Here is a 17,996-nt window from a genome sequence, read left to right as displayed (position 1 = left end):
GCGTCAGGCGCCGGACTTGGCCGGGGCTTGTGTCGCGTCGGCGATGACGCGGCGGGCCTCGGCGATGGCGTCTGGGGTGCTTTTGCCGCCCTTGGCGATGCTGTCGGCCAGGCCCATCAGCGCCTTGCCGGTGACGGAGCCGTTGTTGGCCTCCTCCGTCACGCCGACCCCCTGGTGCCGGGCGATGGTCTGGTCCCAGGCGGCACGCGCAGCCGCCCAGTAGGTGGACGTCTTGGCCCAGTAGTCGTCGGCCGCTGTGACGGGGAAGTCGCTGAAGCGGACGTAGGTGTTGACCACCGTCTCATGCACGAAGGTCACCAGGGCGCCGTCACGAATGCCCAGCTTGGCGTTATCCTGCTCATGCACCCAGCCGGCGGGCGTGAGGGCGTGGCGATTGGTGCCGCTGTAACGGTCGTAGGGCGGATGGCGGGTAGCATCGCGGCGGGCCAGGGGGCGCCAGGTCTCGTCGCTGGTCCAGCGCGAGACGCCGGCATCGTGGCGCCAGCGGCCCACCCCGCCATAGCGCGGGGAATCGTCCGTCTGCCAGACGGTCTGCGACCAGGCGCCCTTCGCGGCCGCCCCTTCCACCGGGGTCAGCGACCAGTGGCCGGTGCCCTGGTAGGTCAACACGGTGGCGGGCTGATAAACCCAATCCTGGCGCCAATGCTTCACCACCACGGGCAAGCCGTCCTCGCCATCCACCACCAGGATGTGCTGCAGGCGGATGATGGAGCCGGTGTCCTCCACCACCCGCACCACCTCGTTCCCACCGCTGACCTTGGGCGCGATGGGCTTGTAGTCGATCAGGAAGGCCGTGGTCTCCCGGAAATCGAAAGTCACCTTGTAGGTGCCGGCCATGGCCAGGATGGCTTTCCTGTCCTGCTCCGGCGCAGCGGTGGAGGGGGCGGTGGTTTCGGCCGCGCGGGCGGCCAGCGGCAGGTGGGCGGTCATGCCCAGCAGGGCGGTGCCGGTCAGGAAGGTCCGGCGGCCGGTCTTTAGGGTGTCCGGCGTCTTCAAGGTTTCATGCGTGGTCATCGGGTGGCCTCTTGGGGCAGGTCATCGGGAAAGAAGGTGGCGGCGGGCACGGGCGGGGCCCGCCGCCACGCGACCCGGCCAGGCGTCCCCCCCGCCGGCCGGATCGGGATCAGCGCTTCGGGGTCACAGCTTCAGGGTCAGCGAGGCGCCGACGTTGCGGCCCGGCTGGGTCCAGGCGTCCAGCACCGTGGAGGTGGAGGCTTGGCCGCGCACGTCGCCCCACCACCAGTACCTCTCATCCGTCAGGTTGAAGATGCCGGCGCGGATGCTGGCGTTCTCCGTCACGTTCCAGTAGGCGGTCGCGTCCAGGATGGTGAAGGCCCCCGGGATGAAGTAGGCCGCGCTGCTGACGTCGGACCGGTCCTTGGCCCCGGAATGGGTCATGGTGACCTGGCCGCCGAAGCGGCCCGCCGGGTCGCGGTAGGTGACGCCCAGCACCAGCTTCCACGGGTCGACGCTGTCCAGCGGGGTGGTGACGCCACCCGACGTGCTTTCGCCATGGGTGTAGGAGAAGGCGGCCAGGGCGCCGATGCCGGAATTCAGGGTGACCTGGCCCTTGGCCTCCGCCCCCCGCAGGGTCACCCGTGACAGGTTCACATACTGGTAGATGGCCGGGTTGGCGGCGGTGAAGGTACCGCCGACCTGCACCTGGTCAATGAAGTCGCGGTAGCGGCCGGCATAACCGGTGACACTGGCGTCCCAGCGGCCGCCGCCCAGCACGGCGTTCCCGGTACCAGTGCCCGTCTTTTCACCCCAGCCCCCGTTGAACTTGAAGCCGCCCTCGATGGTCTGGCTGGTCTCCGCCTTCAGGTTGGGGTTGGAGACGGACTTGTAGTTCTGCGTCGGATTGGCGAAGCCATTGTTCACCTGCGATGGCGCCGGCGCCTTGAAGCCCTCGGCCAGGTTCACGAACACGCCCACGTCCGGCAGCAGGTGGTAGAGGATGCCCAGCTTGGGCGAGACGTGGCTGTCGTTTTTGGAAATGGGCGTCAGCGCGGTGAACAGCGGGTCGTCCTTCTTGGGCGACAGGTCGTAATAGTCGAAGCGCACGGCCGGGTAGAGGGTCAGCCGCTTGTCGAAGGCATTGATCTCGTCCTGCAGGAAGATGCCGGCCAGCGTGTAGTCGGTGGTGGGATAGGCCCGCGAGGGGAAGGCGTCGCCGGCCGAGGGCACCGTGCCGTCGCGCAGCGATTCCTGGTGGGTGACGGAGTAGTCGCCGCCGTACACGAAGGTGTGCGTCAGGTCGCGGCCCAGCGTCTTGCTCTGCGCCTGGACGTCGAAGCCGTAGACGTTGGTATCGAAGGTGCTGTCGCGCGTGCGGTCGAGGGCGGTGTTGCGATCCTCCGCCCCATATTGGGTCGCGTGGGTTTCCTGGTAGTAGGCCGTCCAATGCAGGCTGTCGATCACGTCGGCGCCGATATCGTAGCGGTGATCCAGGCTGACGCGGTTGCGATCCTGCCGATCCCGGGCGATCAGGCCCAGCACGCTGGTGGCGGCCAGCGGTGGCTTGGCGATGGCGCTCAACACCGTGGTGTTGGTGTGGTTGTCATCATGGTCGAAGGTCAGGCGCAGGCGGTGCGCGTCCGACGGTTCATAGACCACCTTCGCCAGGACGGCGTTCGAATAGAGGTCCTGCGGGTTGGCGGTTGTGCGGTCGGTGTTGGCGGCATTGTTGTCGCCGTTGGTCGCGGTCTCGTTGCCGTCGCGGCGCGTGTACGCCACCAGGGCCTGCAGCTTGCCCACCCGGCCCGCGGCCAGCGCGCCCTTGGACCAGGCCCCGTCAGCGGAGGTGTAGCCGACGCTGCCCTGGGCCGCCCAGTCCTTACCGGTGGTCAGGAAGTCGTCCGGATCCTTGGTGATGAAGCTGACGGCGCCGGCGACGCCATCGCTGCCGTAGAGCGCCGAGGCCGGCCCACGCAGGATTTCGACGGACTTCAGCAGCCCCAGGTCGACATAGTCGCCCCGCCCCATGTTCTGGGCGCCGAAGCTGTAGGCGTCGGGCACGCGGATGCCGTCGGTCAGCATCAGGACGCGGTTGCCCTCCAGCCCCCGGATGTTGAAGCCGCTGTCGCCGTCACGGCCGGTGGCGCCGCCGGCCAGCGTGAAACGCGCCGGGCTTTTACGGACGGAGACGCCGGGTTCGTAGCGCACCAAATCCTTGATGTCCGTCACCAGCTGGTCGTCGATCTGCTGGCTGGTGATGACGCTGACACTGGCCGGCACGTCGCTGATGTCCTTGGCCGTGCGCGTGGCGGTCACGGTGACCGTCGCCGCCGGGTCAGCATCGGTGCCATCGGCGGGGGCCGGGTCGGGAGCCGCCGCCAGCGCGGTATGGGCCAGGGTGGCGCCCCCCAGCGCCGCCAGCAGCCAAACCGGAACGGTCGCCTTCAACAGCGTTTGCCGCATTCTTGTTTTCCCCATCAGGTTGGTTCCTGGTGCACCTATATGACTAATGAAATTAAGAATCAATCTCATTCTCATTGCTGGGTCCGGCACTGGCGCAACCCGGCCCTGAGCAGGCAGAGGTTTGACCCGGCGGCGGGAATCCGCCAAAAAGCCGCCAATCCCAATGCTGTTCGTGGCTTGCTCCACCCCGCGCGCCCAGCGGCGGGGCACGGCAGCGCCGCCCTTTCAGGATGACAGTCCCGTGACGATTTCCCACCGCCGCCATGCCCGCCTGATGCACTCCGTGGCGGTGATCGCCCTGGTTATGGCCGGGGCCGCGCAGGCCGAACCGGCCGACCAGCCGGCCACCGTTATCGTCACCGGCGTGCGCGACCAGGGCTTTCGCGCCACCGACATCCAGTTCGGTGCCGCCGGCACGGTGCTGGACACCCCGGCCTCGGTCAGCGTCGTCACCCGCGACCTGATGGACGACCAGCAGGCCCGGCGCCTGAGCGACCTGATCCGCAACGACGCCTCGATCGGAGAGAACTACGCGCCGGAAGGCTATTACGAGGACATCGCCATCCGGGGCTTCCCCTTGGACTTGGCCACCGGCCTGCGGATCAACGGCCTGACCATCGCCGGTGAACAGCCGGTGGCGCTGGAAAACAAGGAACGGGTGGAATTCCTGAAGGGCCTGGCCGGGGTGGACGCCGGCGTGGTGGCCCCGGGCGGCCTGGTCGATTACGTCACCAAGCGGCCGGCGGATGTGCAAAGCCTGACCCTGGGCACCGACAACCGCGGCGGGCTCTACAGCGCGGTGGACATTGGCAGTCTGTTCGGCACGCGCAAGCAGTACGGCCTGCGCCTGAACGCGGCGCATGAAGACATCGCCAGCTACGTCGACCATGCCGACGGCTACCGTAATTTCGGGTCCATCGCCGGCGACTGGCGGGCGACGGAGGACGACACCGTCAACCTGGACCTGGAATACCAGCGCCGGGTGCAGCACTCCGTCTCCGGTTACCAGCTGCTGGGCGGCACGGCCCTGCCGGCGCTGGACACGGTCTCGCCCTCACGCATGCTGGGCGCCCAGTCGTGGACCAAACCCGTCACCATCAATGCCCTGAACCTGTCCGGCCAGTATGAGCACCGCTTCAGCGACGACTGGCGCCTGACGGTGCAGGTGGGCCACAGCCGCACGGTCATCGACGACAACGTCGCCTTCGCCTACGGCTGCTATTATGTGGCCAGCTGTGCCGCCGGCGAATCGCCCGGCTATTACTTCGCGCCCAACGGCGATTTCGACGTCTACGACTACCGCAGCCCCAACGACGCGCGGGAGGATGACCAAGCCCAGGCTCAGGTGCTGGGCAAGGTGGCGACGGGCGCCGTCGGCCACAACCTGACCCTGGGCGCCAGCGTCTTCCGCCGCACGGTGACGCAGACCGACTACGTCTATGACTATGTCGGCAGCGACAACATCTACAACCCCACGCCCCTGGCCTTCGCGCCCTCGCCCAACAGTCCGGGCGCCAATTACGAACGGCTGGACAGCCGCCAGTACGCCATCAGCGCCATGGACCGCATCGACCTGGGCGCCCTGGTGACGGGGCTGGAACTGGATGCCGGCGTGCGCACCGTCTTCCTGCGCGAGCGCGCCTACGACATCGACCATGCCACCATCCGCAACACGGCGGAAACCCTGCCCCTGCCGCAGGTGGCCCTGGTCTACAAGCCGTTGTCGGCCGTGACCCTGTACGCCAGTCATGCGCGCGGCCTGTCCCTGGGCGGCCAGGCGCCGGCCTGGGCCACCAACGCCAGCGAAATCCTGTCGCCATCCCTGTCCTGGCAGGATGAGGTGGGCGCCAAGTACGACTGGAACGGGCTGCTGCTGGGCGCCAGCGTCTTCCGCCTGAGCAAGGCGTACGAGTACGCCAAGCCCGACGACAGCGAATACGGCTTCACCTATGTGCGCCAGGGGACGGAGCGGCACGACGGCCTGGAGCTGAACGCCGCCGGCCAGGTGACCGATGCCCTGCGCCTGACGGCCAGCGCCACCTTCATGCATGCCGTGGCCTACGGCACCGGCACCCCCAGCTATGACGGCCACCAGGCCATCAACGTGCCCCATGTGCGGACGGCGCTCTATGCTGACTACACCCTGCCGCACCTGGACGGGCTGGCCCTGCTGGCCGGCTGGCAATACGTGGGGGAACGGGCGGCGGCGCGTGACGCCGTGGCCACAGCGCCGGCCTATCATCTGTTCAACGCCGGCCTGCGCTACGCCCCCAGCGCGCTGGACAACAAGCTGACCCTGCGGCTGTCGGTCGACAACCTGCTGGATCGGCGGTACTGGAAAGATGTTGGCGAGAGCGCCGGCGACGCCTATCTGCATCTGGGGGCGCCGCGCACGGCGCGCTTCACGCTGCAGTATTCCCTGTAAGGTCCCCGCCCCGCTTCATGAGCGCTTCCCCCGCCCGGTCCACTCTCGACAGCTTGCATCACGCCCATGGGATGGGCGTGGGCGCCGTGCTGCCTGACTGGCCGCCCCTGACCGGGACGGAGGTGGCGGCCCTGCTGCGCCATTACCCCGATGTGGGCGCGGTGCGCGGCATCCTCAGCCATAGCCCGCGCCCCTTCTCCGCCGCCTCGGTGGTGGCGACGGCGGGTGGCGCCCGCCCGGCGGTGTTCGTGAAGCGCCACCATGCCCGGGTGCGGACCGCCGCCCAGCTGGAGGATGAGCACGCCTTCATGGACCATCTGCGCCGGCGCGGCGCACCCCTGGGCGTGCAGATCTGTGATGTGCTGGCGACGGATAGGGGCGCCCGCGCCCTGACCCTGGGCGATTGGACTTATGAGGTCCATGGCCTGGCGCCGGGCCTGGATCTGTACCGGGACGCCCTGTCCTGGACGCCCTTCCGCGACCTGGGCCACGCGCGCGCCGCCGGCACCGCCCTGGCCCGCCTGCACCAGGCCTCGGAAGGGTTCAACCGGCCGCATCGCCGGGGCCAGGCCCTGGTGTCGGGCTTCACCCTGTTTTCCAGCGACGACCCGCTGGCGGCCATGGCGGACTATGTGGCGGCCCGCCCGGCGTTGGCCGACTACCTGTCGACCCGCCCCTGGCGGCGCGACACCCAGCGCCTGCTGCTGCCCTTCCACGACGCGCTGCGGCCGTACCTGGACCGGTTGCCGGCCCTATGGACGCACAACGACCCGCACGCGTCCAATCTCACCTGGACGGATGCCGGCCCCACGGCCGGCGTGGCGGCGGTGCTGGACTTCGGCCTGGCCGACCGCACCACGGCCCTCTATGACCTGGCCACGGCCATCGAGCGCAACACGGTGGAATGGCTGGCCCTGACGGAGGGGCGTCAGCCCGCCGTGCACCTTGACCAGGTGGCGGCGCTGATGGCGGGATACCATGCCGTCAGCCCCCTGGACGCGCCCCGGCGCCAGGCGCTGGCGGCCCTGTTGCCCCTGGTGCATGCGGAATTCGCCCTGGCGGAGACCGACTATTTCCACGGCGTCACGCACTCGGCGGAGAATGCCGGCCTGGCGTACGAGGGCTATTTCCTGAGCCACGCCGCCTGGTTCCACGGGGCCGACGGCCAGGGCCTGCTGGCCTTCATCCGTGACCTGACCCTGTAACCCCGAACGGCGGCGCCCTTCCCCCATGTCCCCCTTGGAAATCGTCGCCGTCATCGTCAGCGCACTGGCCGTCTGGACCACCACCCGCCGGTCCTTATGGTGCTGGCCCCTGGGCCTGGCCTCCGTCGCGCTCTATGGCGTGGTCTTCCTGGAGGCCAAGCTGTACTCCGACATGGCCTTGCAGGCCGTGTTCGGCGCCTTCCTAGCCTATGGCTGGGTGTGCTGGTGGCGGGGGGTGCGGGATGACGGCCAGGTGGTGGTGGCGCCGCTGAGCCTGAAAGCCGCCATCCTCGGCCTGGCCGCCGGCGGGATCGCCAGCGTCGCCCTGGGCCTGGCCATGGCCCGGTGGACCGATGCCTCCCTGCCCTATCTGGATGCCACCCTGGCCGGCTTCAGCCTGGTGGCGCAGTACTGGACGGCGCGCAAGCACATCGAGAACTGGTGGCTGTGGATCGCCGTCGACGTGGTCTATGTCGCCATGTACGTGGTCAAGGACCTGTACCTGACCGCCGGCCTCTACGCCGCCTTCATCGTCTTGGCCATCGTTGGCCTGCGCAGCTGGCGGGTTGGGACGGAAGCACCAGCCGTACAGCCGCTTTAAGCTGTGCCCTCAATTGCCCGGCGGCCGCGATCGCGTCCTAACGCGATGAGGTTCCCTCATCGCGTGTACGCATCGTCAAATACTCCCTGCGACTTGATGCACGCCCACCACGCCGCGGAACAGGGCGGCCACGCGCTCGCTGTAGGCCGAGGCGGTTTCGGGCAGCTGGATGTCCACCTCCAGCATGTCCTCGCCGGGGAGGTCCGCGCGGCGGCGGGCATAGACGTGCAGGGGCACGATGTCCAGGCGGGCCAGGGTGCCCATCAGGCGGGACAGCAGGCCGGGGCTGGCGTCGGCCGCCACCGACAGCATGACGGGGCTGGCGTTCGACGGCAGGGTCGCGGCGGTCATACCCGGGTCTCCGGCAATCCTGCGACCGGCACGGCGGCGACGGCGACGGCACGGCGCACGGCGGCCTCGGCCGCATCGCCCTCATACCCGACGACGACGGCATGGGCCGTGGCCCAGGGCCGGCCGGCGCGGCGGTCGGCTTCCCCCCGATGGCGGGCCACCGACAGGGCGTAATCGATGGCGGCGTCCAGGCCGTCGGTATTTTCCAACGGGTCCAGGCGGCTCCAGTCGAGGGTCACGTCCACCGGGCCGGCGCGGTTCACGGCAAGGGCAACGAAACCATCGCCGCTGCGCACCAACGTCAAGGTGGGATGCAGGACGGCATAGTCGGCGGGGGAGCAATCCAGGGGGGGCATGGCGGCGGCTCTTCAACAAATCGTGTTCCGATGAGAGCAACAATAGCGACCAAGGCGCGCATAGTCTTTGCGAAGACTGTTCAAAATCGCCATTATCAACATGACTCATGTTTTGATGCGGCGATATGGAGATGGATCATGCGGCACAAGCTGGACGGGCTGGATTGGAAGATCCTGGACGTGCTGCAACAGGACGGCGCCGCCTCGGCCGCCGACGTGGGCGACAAGGTTGGGCTGTCGCAATCGCCCTGCTGGCGCCGCATCCAGCGGCTGGAGGAGACAGGGCTGATCCGCCAGCGCGTGGCCCTGCTGGACCGGCGGGAACTGGGCCTGAACTTCCTGGTCTTCGCCCATGTTAAGCTGGAGGCGCACGCCGGCGACAGCCTGGACGCCTTCCGCCGCGCCATCGCCGACATACCGGAGGTGCTGGAGTGCTTCGTGCTGATGGGCCAGGTGGATTTCCTGCTGCGCATCGTCGCCAAAGACGTCGAGGCCTATGAAGCCCTGTTCTTCAAGAAGCTGTCGCAGTTGCCCGGCGTGCGCGAAATAAATTCGATGATGGCAGTGTCGACCGTCAAGGAGACGACTGCACTGCCGTTGGGGCAGCTGCGCGCTGAATTGGGGTAGTCCAGGCAGGGGGCCTTGACCATCTGACCGGGCAATTCCTTCCGCCGGGCGTGCCCACACCATGACCCCCACCCGCCGCACCATCCTGTCGCTCTTGCTGGCGCTGTCCGCCGGTGGGGCGGGCGTGGCCCGGGCGCAGACATCGCCGGAGCCCGTCCGCATGCTGGTGCCGGAACTGCCGGTGCTGGGTGAGCGCGGCGCCGATGGCCAGGCCAGGGGGCTGGTGGTGGAACAGGCGCAGGCCATCCTGGACCGCGCGGGCATCCGCGCCACCGTCGAGCTGCTGCCGGTGGTGCGCGTGTATGCCGAGCTGGCGCGGGAACGGCCGCCGGGCGGTCCCAAGGTCTATGGCATGGTCGCCGTGCCCATCCGCGACCCGTACCGGGCCATCGTGCCCCTGGCCCTGACCATGGAGACACAGCTGGTGGCGGTGGCGCGTCAGGGCGTGACGCTGGCGAAGCCCGATGACCTGCGGACGGTGGGCCCGGTGGCCGTGACGGCCACGGGCACCCAGGCCCTGGTCCCGGTCATCCAGCAATACGGGATCACCGTGCAGACGGTGCCGTCCATGCTGAACGGCCTGCGCATGATGGCCCACGGCCGGGTGAACGCCGTGATGGGCATCGCCTCCGTCATCGACGTGGTGGCGCGGGAAAACAACCTGACCGACCAGCTGGGCGACCGCGTGCAGGTCAGCGCCATGGAGGCCTGGCTGTCCTGCGACCCCGCCACCCGCGACGCCCCCGAGACGGCGATCCTGCGGGACGCGGCCGAGGCCCTGTACCGTGAGGGCCGGCTGGACGCGATCGCCCGCCAGCATTTCCAGAAGGCCGCCACGGGAAGCTGAAGCCGCTTCCCCGGCTGCCCTGAAGATTGAGGGCGGCAAGGTCGCCCCGCCGCCCTCAACCTTCGACGCGGAATGGCCGCTTACGCCTCGCTGGCGGGCTTCTCGCCCATCAGGGCCGCCTGCGCCGCCGCCAGGCGGGCGATGGGCACGCGGTAGGGGGAGCAGGAGACGTAGCTGAGCCCCACCTTCTCACAGAAGTAGACGGAGGCCGGGTCGCCGCCGTGCTCGCCACAGATGCCCAGCTTGATCTCCGGACGGGTCTTGCGGCCCCGTTCGGCGGCGATGGACACCAGCTCGCCCACGCCCTCGGTATCCAGGGTCACGAAGGGGTCGTGCTCGAAGATGCCGGCCCGCTGATAGTCGGGCAGGAAGCTGGCGGCGTCGTCGCGGCTGATGCCGAACGTCGTCTGCGTCAGGTCGTTGGTGCCGAAGCTGAAGAACTCGGCCGACTGGGCGATCTCCGCCGCCCGCAGGGCCGCGCGCGGCAGCTCGATCATGGTGCCGACCAGATAGTCGATCTGCACGCCGGAGGACTGCTTCACCTCGCCCGCCACCCGGTCGATGACGGCCTTCAGGATGTCCAGTTCCTTCTTGGTGCCGACCAGGGGGATCATGATCTCCGGGATCACGGTCTGGCCGGCCTTGCCCACCTCGACCGCCGCCTCGAAGATGGCGCGGGCCTGCATCTCATAGATTTCGGGGTAGGAGATGCCCAGGCGGCAGCCGCGATGGCCCAGCATGGGGTTGGCCTCGTGCAGCTGCAGGGCGCGGTGGCGCACCCGCTGGATGTCCGTGCCGGCGGCCTTGGCCACCTCGTCCATCTCTTCCTCGCTGTTGGGCAGGAACTCGTGCAGCGGCGGGTCCAGCAGGCGGATGGTGACCGGCAGGCCAGCCATGATGCGGAACAGCTCCACGAAATCCTGGCGCTGCATGGGCGCGATCTTGGCCAGGGCGGCGCGGCGGCCGGCCTCCGTCTCCGCCACGATCATCTCGCGCACGGCGATGATGCGCTCGGTATCGAAGAACATATGCTCGGTCCGGCACAGGCCGATGCCTTCCGCCCCGAACTTCACCGCCGTGCGGGCGTCCAGCGGGGTTTCCGCGTTGGTGCGCACCTTCATGCGGCGGAAGCGGTCGGCCCAGCCCATCAGGGTGGCGAAGTCGCCGGACAGTTCCGGCTGGATGGTGGGCACGTGGCCCAGCATGACCTCGCCGGTCGATCCGTCGATGGTGATGACGTCGCCGGCGGCGATCTTCTCGCCCCGCACGGTCATGACCCCGGTCTTGTAGTCGATGCGCAGCTCACCCGCACCCGACACGCAGGACCGGCCCATGCCGCGCGCCACCACGGCCGCGTGGCTGGTCATGCCGCCGCGGGTGGTCAGGATGCCCGCGGCGGCGTGCATGCCGTGAATGTCTTCCGGGCTGGTTTCCACGCGGCAGAGGATGACCGCCTCACCCATCTGGGACTGGCGCTCCGCCTCGTCCGCCGAGAACACCACCTTGCCGCAGGCGGCACCCGGGCTGGCCGGCAGGCCCTTGGCGATGATCTTGCGCGGGGCCTTGGGGTCCAGGGTGGGGTGCAGCAGCTGGTCCAGGGACTTGGGCTCGATGCGGCGCACGGCCTCGGCCTCGTCGATCAGGCCTTCCCGCGCCATGTCCACGGCGATCTTCAACGCCGCGGCGGTGGTGCGCTTACCATTTCGGGTTTGCAGCATGTACAGCTTCTTCTGCTGCACCGTGAACTCGATGTCCTGCATGTCGCGGTAGTGCCGCTCCAGCTTCAGGCGCACGGCGTCCAGCTGCTGGAACACCTCCGGCATGCTCTCTTCCATGGCCGGCAGGTCGGAACCGTTGGCCTGGCGGCCGGCGATGGTCAGGTGCTGCGGCGTGCGGATGCCGGCCACCACGTCCTCACCCTGGGCGTTGATGAGGTATTCGCCGTAGAAGGCGTTCTCACCCGTGGACGGGTTGCGGGTGAAGGCCACGCCGGTGGCGCAGTCGTCGCCCATGTTGCCGAACACCATGGCCTGGACGTTGACCGCCGTGCCCCAGCTGGCCGGAATATCGTGCAGCTTGCGGTAGGTGATGGCGCGCTGGTTCATCCAGCTGCCGAAGACGGCACCGATGGCGCCCCACAGCTGTTCCTGCACATCCTGCGGGAAGGGGCGGCCCAGGGCTTCCTGCACCACCTCCTTGTAGCCCTCGATCACCGCCTGCCAATCGCCGGCTTCCAGGTCGGTGTCGTAGTTCAGGCCCCGGTCGCGCTTGTGGCTGTCCAGGATCTCTTCGAAATGATGGTGGTCCACGTCCAGGACGACGTTGCCGTACATCTGGATGAAGCGGCGGTAGCTGTCATAGGCGAAGCGTTCGTCGCCGGCGCGCTTGGCCAGGCCCCGGACGGTGACGTCGTTCAGGCCCAGGTTCAGCACCGTGTCCATCATGCCGGGCATGGAGGCGCGGGCGCCGGAGCGCACCGAGACCAGCAGCGGGTTCGCGGCATCGCCGAAGGTGGCGCCGATGATGCCCTCCACCGCCTTCAGGCCGGCGGCCACCTGGTCCTTCAGTTCGGCCGGATACTGGCGGCCGTTGTCATAGAACCAGGTGCAGACCTCGGTGGTGATGGTGAAACCGGGCGGCACGGGCAATCCCAGATTGCTCATCTCCGCCAGGTTGGCACCCTTGCCACCCAGAAGGTTCTTCATCTCGGCCCGGCCCTCGGCCTTGCCATCACCGAAGCTGTACACCCACTTGGACACGCTCATGGTTCCTCACCCGATGAGTTCGGCGGAGCCGCGGCCGGTTCACTCATGGGCCGCCGCTCGCCAGTTTCCCCGAAGTTTTCACTGCGATTTGTGTTTTTTCAGGATCCGGTCAAGCCGGGCCCCGTTTTGTCACGCGTACTGAAATCAAAGCCTTGCAGACTATCCGGGCCAACGGAAGGGCCAAGATTGTGACCGCAAGCGCCAAACGAAAACGGGGGCCGGTTTCCCGGCCCCCGCGACTCAACCCTCGATGACCGAGAAGTCCGCCACATGGTTCAGCGTGCGGCGGATACCGGCCAGCAGACGCAGCCGGTTGGCCCGCAAGGCCGGATCGTCCGCGTTCACCGTCACCTTGTCGAAGAAGGCGTCCACCGGGCCGCGCAAGCTGGCCAGGGCCGCCATGGTGCCCACATAGTCCTCGGCGGCCAGCGCCGGCTCCGACGCCGTGCGCGCGGCATCCAGCGCCGCCGCCAGGGCCTTTTCCTCATCCACCTGCAGCAAGACCGCGTCCGGCACGCCGTCATGGGCGTGGCCGTCCTTCTTCTCCTCGATACGCAGGATGTTGGCGGCGCGGCGGAAGGCGGCCAGCAGGTTGGCGCCGTCGTCGGTGTTGACGAAGCCGGCCAGCGCGTCCACGCGGGCCAGCAGGCGGACGAGATTCCAATCCGCACGGCTGGCAAGCGCCGCAGCGATTAGATCATGACGGACCCCTTGCTCGCGCAAGGTGACCACCAGGCGGTCGGCGAAGAAGGCAAGCAGCTCTGAACGCCACGCACTATTGGCGTCAAAGTACCGTGTGGTCACAGTAAGTCCCAAGATTCGATCCAAATCGAACCGAAGCTTGTTTTCAACAATCAGTCGAATGACGCCTAAAGCAGCTCGGCGCAACGCGAAAGGATCACGAGAACCTGTGGGCTTCTCGTTCATCCGGAAGAAAGCTACCAAGTTGTCGATCTTATCGGCTAGCGCTACAGCCACAGAAACTTTTTCGGTAGGGCAAGTATCGCTCGGCCCCAACGGCTTGTAATGGTCAGCGATGGCCTCCGCGACATCCGGCTTTTCGCCCTGCTCATAGGCGATATAGCGACCGACAATGCCTTGCACCTCGGGGAACTCACCCACAAGACCAGTCACCAAGTCTGCCTTTGCCAACCGCGCAGCCCTGATGGTTTGAGCAACATCAGCGCCAATTTCATTGGCAATGTCCCTAGCCAAGTCCTCAACGCGCCGAATTTTGTCAGCCACCGTGCCCAGCTTGGCATGGAAGGTGATCTCGGCCAGCTTCTTGGCTTGGTCCTCCAGCGGCACCTTGCGGTCCAGGTCCCAGAAGAACTTGGCGTCCGACAGGCGGGCGCGCAGCACGCGCTCGTTACCCGCGACCACGGCCTTGCCGCCGTCCTCGGTGGTGCGGTTGGCCATCAGGATGAAGCGCGGCGCCAGCTTGCCGTCGCTCGTCTCCAGGGCGAAGTAGCGCTGATGGGTGCGCATGGAGGTGGTCAGCACCTCCGCCGGCACGTCCATGAAGGCCTGGTCGATGGTGCCGATCAAGCCCACCGGCCATTCCACCAGGCCCGCCACTTCCTCCAGCAGGCCGGGATCGTCGCGCAGGGCCAGGCCCTCGGCGGCGGCGAGCGCGTTGGCCTGTTCCAGGATGCGAGCCTTGCGCGCCTCACGGTCCAGCACGACGAAGGCACCGGCCAGCTTCTGCTGGTAATCGGCGAAATCGGTGATGGTCAGCACGTCGGGCGCCAGGAAGCGATGGCCGCGCGCGGTGTTGCCGTAAGGCAGCGTGACGGCCGTGGGCTCGCCACCCAGGCAGACGTTGCCCTCCGACGCCTCGGGCGCCGGCTCGGCCGTCTTCAGGGTGAGGGAACCCGGTACCACCACGCCGTCGAACAGCGCCAGGATGGACTGCAGCGGCCGCACCCAGCGGAAGGTGTTGTTGCCCCAGCGCATGGATTTGGGCCAGGGCAGTTCGCGGATGGCGGCGTCGATGATGCCCGGCAGGGCGTCGACCGTGGCCCCGCCCGGCTTTTCCACCACGGCGAACCAGAACACGCCCTTGCCGGTGTCGCGCTGTTCGCACTGGTCCAGGCTGGTGAGGCCGGCGCCACGCAGGAAGCCCTGGACGGCGGCGTCGGGGGATCCCACGCGCGGACCCTTGCGCTCATCCCGCACGTCGGCCTGACGCACCGGCAGGCCGGTGACGGCCAGGGTCAGGCGGCGTGGGGTGGAATGGGCGATGGCATCGGTAAAGGCCAGGCCGGCGTCCGCCAGCTTGGTGGTCACCAGGCGCTTGAAGTCGTCGGCCGCGCGCACCTGCATGCGGGCGGGGATTTCCTCGGAGAACAGTTCGATCAGCAACTCGGCCATGGTTCAGGCCCCCTTACCGGACGCGATGCCCGACCCAGAAATACCAGGTAACGTCCAGTCCACTTTCTTATCGCCCTTGACCCACTCTTCGCAGCAGGCCTTGGCCAGGTTGCGGACGCGCAGGATGTAGCTCTGCCGCTCCACCACCGAAATCACCCCGCGCGCGTCCAGCAGGTTGAAGTTGTGCGAGGCCTTGACGCACTGCTCGTACGCCGGCCAGGCCAGACCGCGCTTCAGCAGCTCGGCGCACTCATGCTCCGCGTCCTCGAAATGGCGCAGCAGCATGGCGGTGTCGGCGGCCTCGAAGTTATAGGCGCTCTGCTCCCGCTCATTGCGGTGGTAGACATCGCCGTACTTCACGCCCTGGCCGTTGAAGTCCAGGTCGTACACGTTCTCGACGTTCTGGATGTACATGGCCAGGCGTTCCAGGCCGTAGGTCAGCTCCGCCGCCACCACCTCGCACTCGATGCCGCCGACCTGCTGGAAGTAGGTGAACTGCGTCACCTCCATGCCGTCGCACCACACCTCCCAGCCCAGGCCCCAGGCGCCCAGCGTGGGGCTTTCCCAGTCGTCCTCGACGAAGCGGATGTCGTGCTGCGCCGGGTCGATGCCCACGCGGCGCAGGCTTTCCAGGTAGATCTCCTGCACGTTGGCCGGCGAGGGCTTCAGGATCACCTGGTACTGGTGATGCTGGTGCAGGCGGTTGGGGTTCTCGCCATAGCGGCCGTCCTTGGGCCGGCGCGACGGCTGCACGAAGGCGGCCTTCCACGGCGTGGCGCCCAGGGCGCGCAAGGTTGTGGAGGGATGGAAAGTGCCGGCCCCCATCTCCATGTCGTAAGGCTGGAGGATCAGGGCCCCCTGCTCCGACCAGAACTGGTGGAGCGTCAGGATAAGTCCCTGGAAACTGAGCTTCGCCGCGCCTGAGGCCGCCATTGCCTGACCGTCTTCACCCTGGAAGGGCGGAAAAGGAACTTTTGGGGTTCGAAAACCCGTCCTCCCCGGCCCTTTGTTGCGTTGCGGCGCACCTTACAAGGCGGGCGAACCCCAAATCAAGGCGGCGACCGGCGCGTTTCCCGCATGTGGGCCCCGTTTTGACGCGGGTGTGACACGCGTGTTCCGCAACGGAACGGGTGTGGGTCCCCGTATGCGGGTTCCGCAAAGAAACGGACGCACCGTCGCTTGATCCCGCTCAACGCGGCGGAACCGCCGGGGGGCCTATGCTTTTCCCCAAGAGAGCCCGTAGCACCCCATCGCCCGGGTTCCGCCTTTCCGCAATCAGGGAGTCTGCCGCGATGGACGACCAGACCGAGACGCTCGCCTTCCTGGCCCATCCGGAATCCTTCGGGGCCCGTGGCAGGGTGGAGCGTATCGACACCCACATCTCCCACGTCTTCCTGGCCGGCGACCGGGCCTACAAGCTGAAGCGCGCCGTGCGCTATTCCTATCTGGATTATTCCACGGTCGAACGGCGCCGGCATTTCTGCCTGGCGGAGCTGGCGGTCAACCGCCGCTTCGCCCCCAACCTGTACCTGGGCCTGCGCCCCGTCCTGCGCACGCCCGACGGCCTGACCCTGGGGCCGGAATGGGCGGCGGGGGAGGATGAGCCGCCCCTGCCGCCCGATCAGGTGGTGGATTGGCTGCTGGTCATGCGCCGCTTCGACCAGGACGCCCTGCTGGACCGCATGGCGACGCAGGGCCGGCTGACGCCGCAGCTGATGCTGGATCTGGCCGACCGCCTGGCCCGCCTGCACCGGGCGCAGCCGGGGCGCACGGAGGGCGGCGGGGCCCAGGGCCTGGCTGAGGCCATCGCCATCACCCGCGCCAACCTGAAGCCGGGCGACGCCTTCTCGGCCGCCGACATCCGCGCCTGGAACACCAAGGTGCAGGCGGCCCTGTCGGCGCAAGGCGGCCTGCTGGACGCCCGGCGGGACGCGGGCCGGGTGCGCGACTGCCATGGCGACCTGCACCTGGGCAACGTCTGCCTGGTGGACGGCACGCCCACGCCCTTCGACGCCATCGAGTTCGACCCTGCCCTGGCCTGCACGGACGTGCTGTACGACTTGGCCTTCCTGCTGATGGACCTGTGTTTCCGCGACCGCGCGGACCTGGCCAGCCTGGTGCTGAACCGCTACCTGGACCTGACGGGGGAGGATATGGCCGGACGGGAAGGCCAGCCCCTAGGCGGGCTGCCGGCCCTGCCCCTGTTCCTGTCGGTGCGGGCGGCGGTGCGGGCCCAGGTGACGGCCGCGGCCGCCCGGCGCCAGACCACGCCCACGCAAAAGACCGCCGGGGCGGTGGAGGCCGACCGCTACCTGCAGCTGGCGCTGGACTTCCTGCGCCGCGATCGGCCCCGCGTGGTGGCAGTGGGCGGCTTCAGCGGCACGGGCAAGTCCACCCTGGCCCGGGCCCTGGCCCCCCTGCTGGGCACGGCCCCGGGCGCCCGCGTGCTGCGCACCGACGTCATCCGCAAGCAGCTGTTCGGCGTGGCGCCGGAACAGGCGCTGACCAATGAGGCCTACAGCCCGGCCGTCAGCGCCGCCGTCTACGACCGCCTGCGCACCCAGGCCGCCGCCTGTCTGGCCGCCGGACGCAGCGTCATCCTGGACGCGGTGTTCGCCGACCCCGCCGAACGCGCCCTGGCGGCGGACGTGGCGGCCCAGGCCCATGCGCGTTTCACTGGCCTGTGGCTGCAGGCGCCGGAGGCGATGCTGGCGGAGCGGTTGCGCCGGCGGAGCGAGGGGCCAGCCCGGGATGCGCCCCGGGATGCGTCGGACGCGGATATGCCCGTTTTGCTAAGCCAGATGCGCAAGGGCGCCGGCGAGGTGCGCTGGGCTATTCTGGACGCCGGTCCCACCCCGGCCACGGTGCTGCGGCAGGCGGAAGCCCTGCTGGCGCCCCCGGCGGGGGAGGCCGGGCGTCACAGCGCGGGAAATCCCCCAACGGGCCGCCCCAAGGCCGGCCGCATGATCGCGTCCCCTGGTCCCTTCCCTGGAATGAGGTAGCCT

At 68.4% G+C, this 17,996-nt stretch carries 13 protein-coding genes; 6 read left to right on the top strand and 7 right to left on the bottom strand.

Translation table 11 applies throughout. From position 1 onward, the window contains the following. Positions 1-3: 3 nt before the first annotated feature. Positions 4-1,035, bottom strand: coding sequence for a DUF6607 family protein (locus tag P5F91_RS21470; protein WP_211106819.1), 1,032 nt, complete (start codon positions 1,033-1,035; stop codon positions 4-6). Positions 1,036-1,158: 123 nt separating this feature from the next. Continuing rightward, positions 1,159-3,441, bottom strand: a complete 2,283-nt coding sequence (locus tag P5F91_RS21465; RefSeq protein WP_277908222.1) for a TonB-dependent hemoglobin/transferrin/lactoferrin family receptor — start codon at positions 3,439-3,441, stop codon at positions 1,159-1,161. Positions 3,442-3,682: 241 nt separating this feature from the next. On the opposite strand from P5F91_RS21465, the gene P5F91_RS21460 reads away from it, so the two are divergent. The 3 genes from P5F91_RS21460 to pnuC are packed head-to-tail and all read left to right on the top strand — an operon-like array spanning position 3,683 to position 7,672. Further along, on the top strand, positions 3,683-5,866 hold the full coding sequence (locus P5F91_RS21460; protein WP_277908221.1) for a TonB-dependent siderophore receptor: 2,184 nt from the start codon (positions 3,683-3,685) through the stop codon (positions 5,864-5,866). 17 nt (positions 5,867-5,883) lie between these two features. Further along, entirely contained in the window at positions 5,884-7,071 is a 1,188-nt protein-coding gene (locus P5F91_RS21455) for a phosphotransferase enzyme family protein (protein ID WP_211106820.1), read from the top strand. A 25-nt stretch (positions 7,072-7,096) separates the two neighbouring features. After that, the gene (gene pnuC / locus P5F91_RS21450; RefSeq protein WP_145608788.1) at positions 7,097-7,672 is read left to right on the top strand and encodes a nicotinamide riboside transporter PnuC; all 576 of its coding nucleotides are present in this window, start codon (positions 7,097-7,099) and stop codon (positions 7,670-7,672) included. Positions 7,673-7,747: 75 nt separating this feature from the next. Here the strand turns inward: pnuC and P5F91_RS21445 are convergent, their stop codons facing one another. Together P5F91_RS21445 and P5F91_RS21440 are read right to left on the bottom strand one after the other, a co-directional pair. Next, the gene (locus P5F91_RS21445; RefSeq protein WP_145608789.1) at positions 7,748-8,023 is read right to left on the bottom strand and encodes a hypothetical protein; all 276 of its coding nucleotides are present in this window, start codon (positions 8,021-8,023) and stop codon (positions 7,748-7,750) included. Continuing rightward, positions 8,020-8,379 (bottom strand): hypothetical protein, encoded by a 360-nt coding sequence (locus P5F91_RS21440; protein ID WP_145608790.1) that lies wholly within the window; start codon positions 8,377-8,379, stop codon positions 8,020-8,022. Before P5F91_RS21440 ends, P5F91_RS21445 begins: the two co-directional genes overlap by 4 nt. A gap of 138 nt (positions 8,380-8,517) precedes the next feature. On the opposite strand from P5F91_RS21440, the gene P5F91_RS21435 reads away from it, so the two are divergent. Further along, entirely contained in the window at positions 8,518-9,006 is a 489-nt protein-coding gene (locus P5F91_RS21435) for an Lrp/AsnC family transcriptional regulator (protein WP_088873899.1), read from the top strand. A 61-nt stretch (positions 9,007-9,067) separates the two neighbouring features. Continuing rightward, positions 9,068-9,853, top strand: a complete 786-nt coding sequence (locus P5F91_RS21430) for a type 2 periplasmic-binding domain-containing protein (protein WP_277908220.1) — start codon at positions 9,068-9,070, stop codon at positions 9,851-9,853. A gap of 80 nt (positions 9,854-9,933) precedes the next feature. Here the strand turns inward: P5F91_RS21430 and ppdK are convergent, their stop codons facing one another. From ppdK to P5F91_RS21415, 3 genes are all read right to left on the bottom strand, one after another. Then, positions 9,934-12,618, bottom strand: a complete 2,685-nt coding sequence (gene ppdK, locus P5F91_RS21425; protein ID WP_277908219.1) for a pyruvate, phosphate dikinase — start codon at positions 12,616-12,618, stop codon at positions 9,934-9,936. Positions 12,619-12,858: 240 nt separating this feature from the next. After that, positions 12,859-14,991 (bottom strand): glycine--tRNA ligase subunit beta, encoded by a 2,133-nt coding sequence (gene glyS, locus P5F91_RS21420; protein WP_277908218.1) that lies wholly within the window; start codon positions 14,989-14,991, stop codon positions 12,859-12,861. Between the two features lie 3 nt (positions 14,992-14,994). Further along, the gene (locus P5F91_RS21415) at positions 14,995-15,924 is read right to left on the bottom strand and encodes a glycine--tRNA ligase subunit alpha (RefSeq protein ID WP_277908217.1); all 930 of its coding nucleotides are present in this window, start codon (positions 15,922-15,924) and stop codon (positions 14,995-14,997) included. A gap of 359 nt (positions 15,925-16,283) precedes the next feature. On the opposite strand from P5F91_RS21415, the gene P5F91_RS21410 reads away from it, so the two are divergent. After that, complete coding sequence (locus P5F91_RS21410) at positions 16,284-17,993, top strand: bifunctional aminoglycoside phosphotransferase/ATP-binding protein (RefSeq protein ID WP_277908216.1); 1,710 nt, start codon at positions 16,284-16,286, stop codon at positions 17,991-17,993. Positions 17,994-17,996: the final 3 nt, after the last annotated feature.

The organism is Nitrospirillum amazonense, from assembly GCF_029594735.1.
Classification (GTDB): domain Bacteria; phylum Pseudomonadota; class Alphaproteobacteria; order Azospirillales; family Azospirillaceae; genus Nitrospirillum; species Nitrospirillum amazonense.
This window is presented reverse-complemented; position numbering and strand designations above follow the sequence as displayed.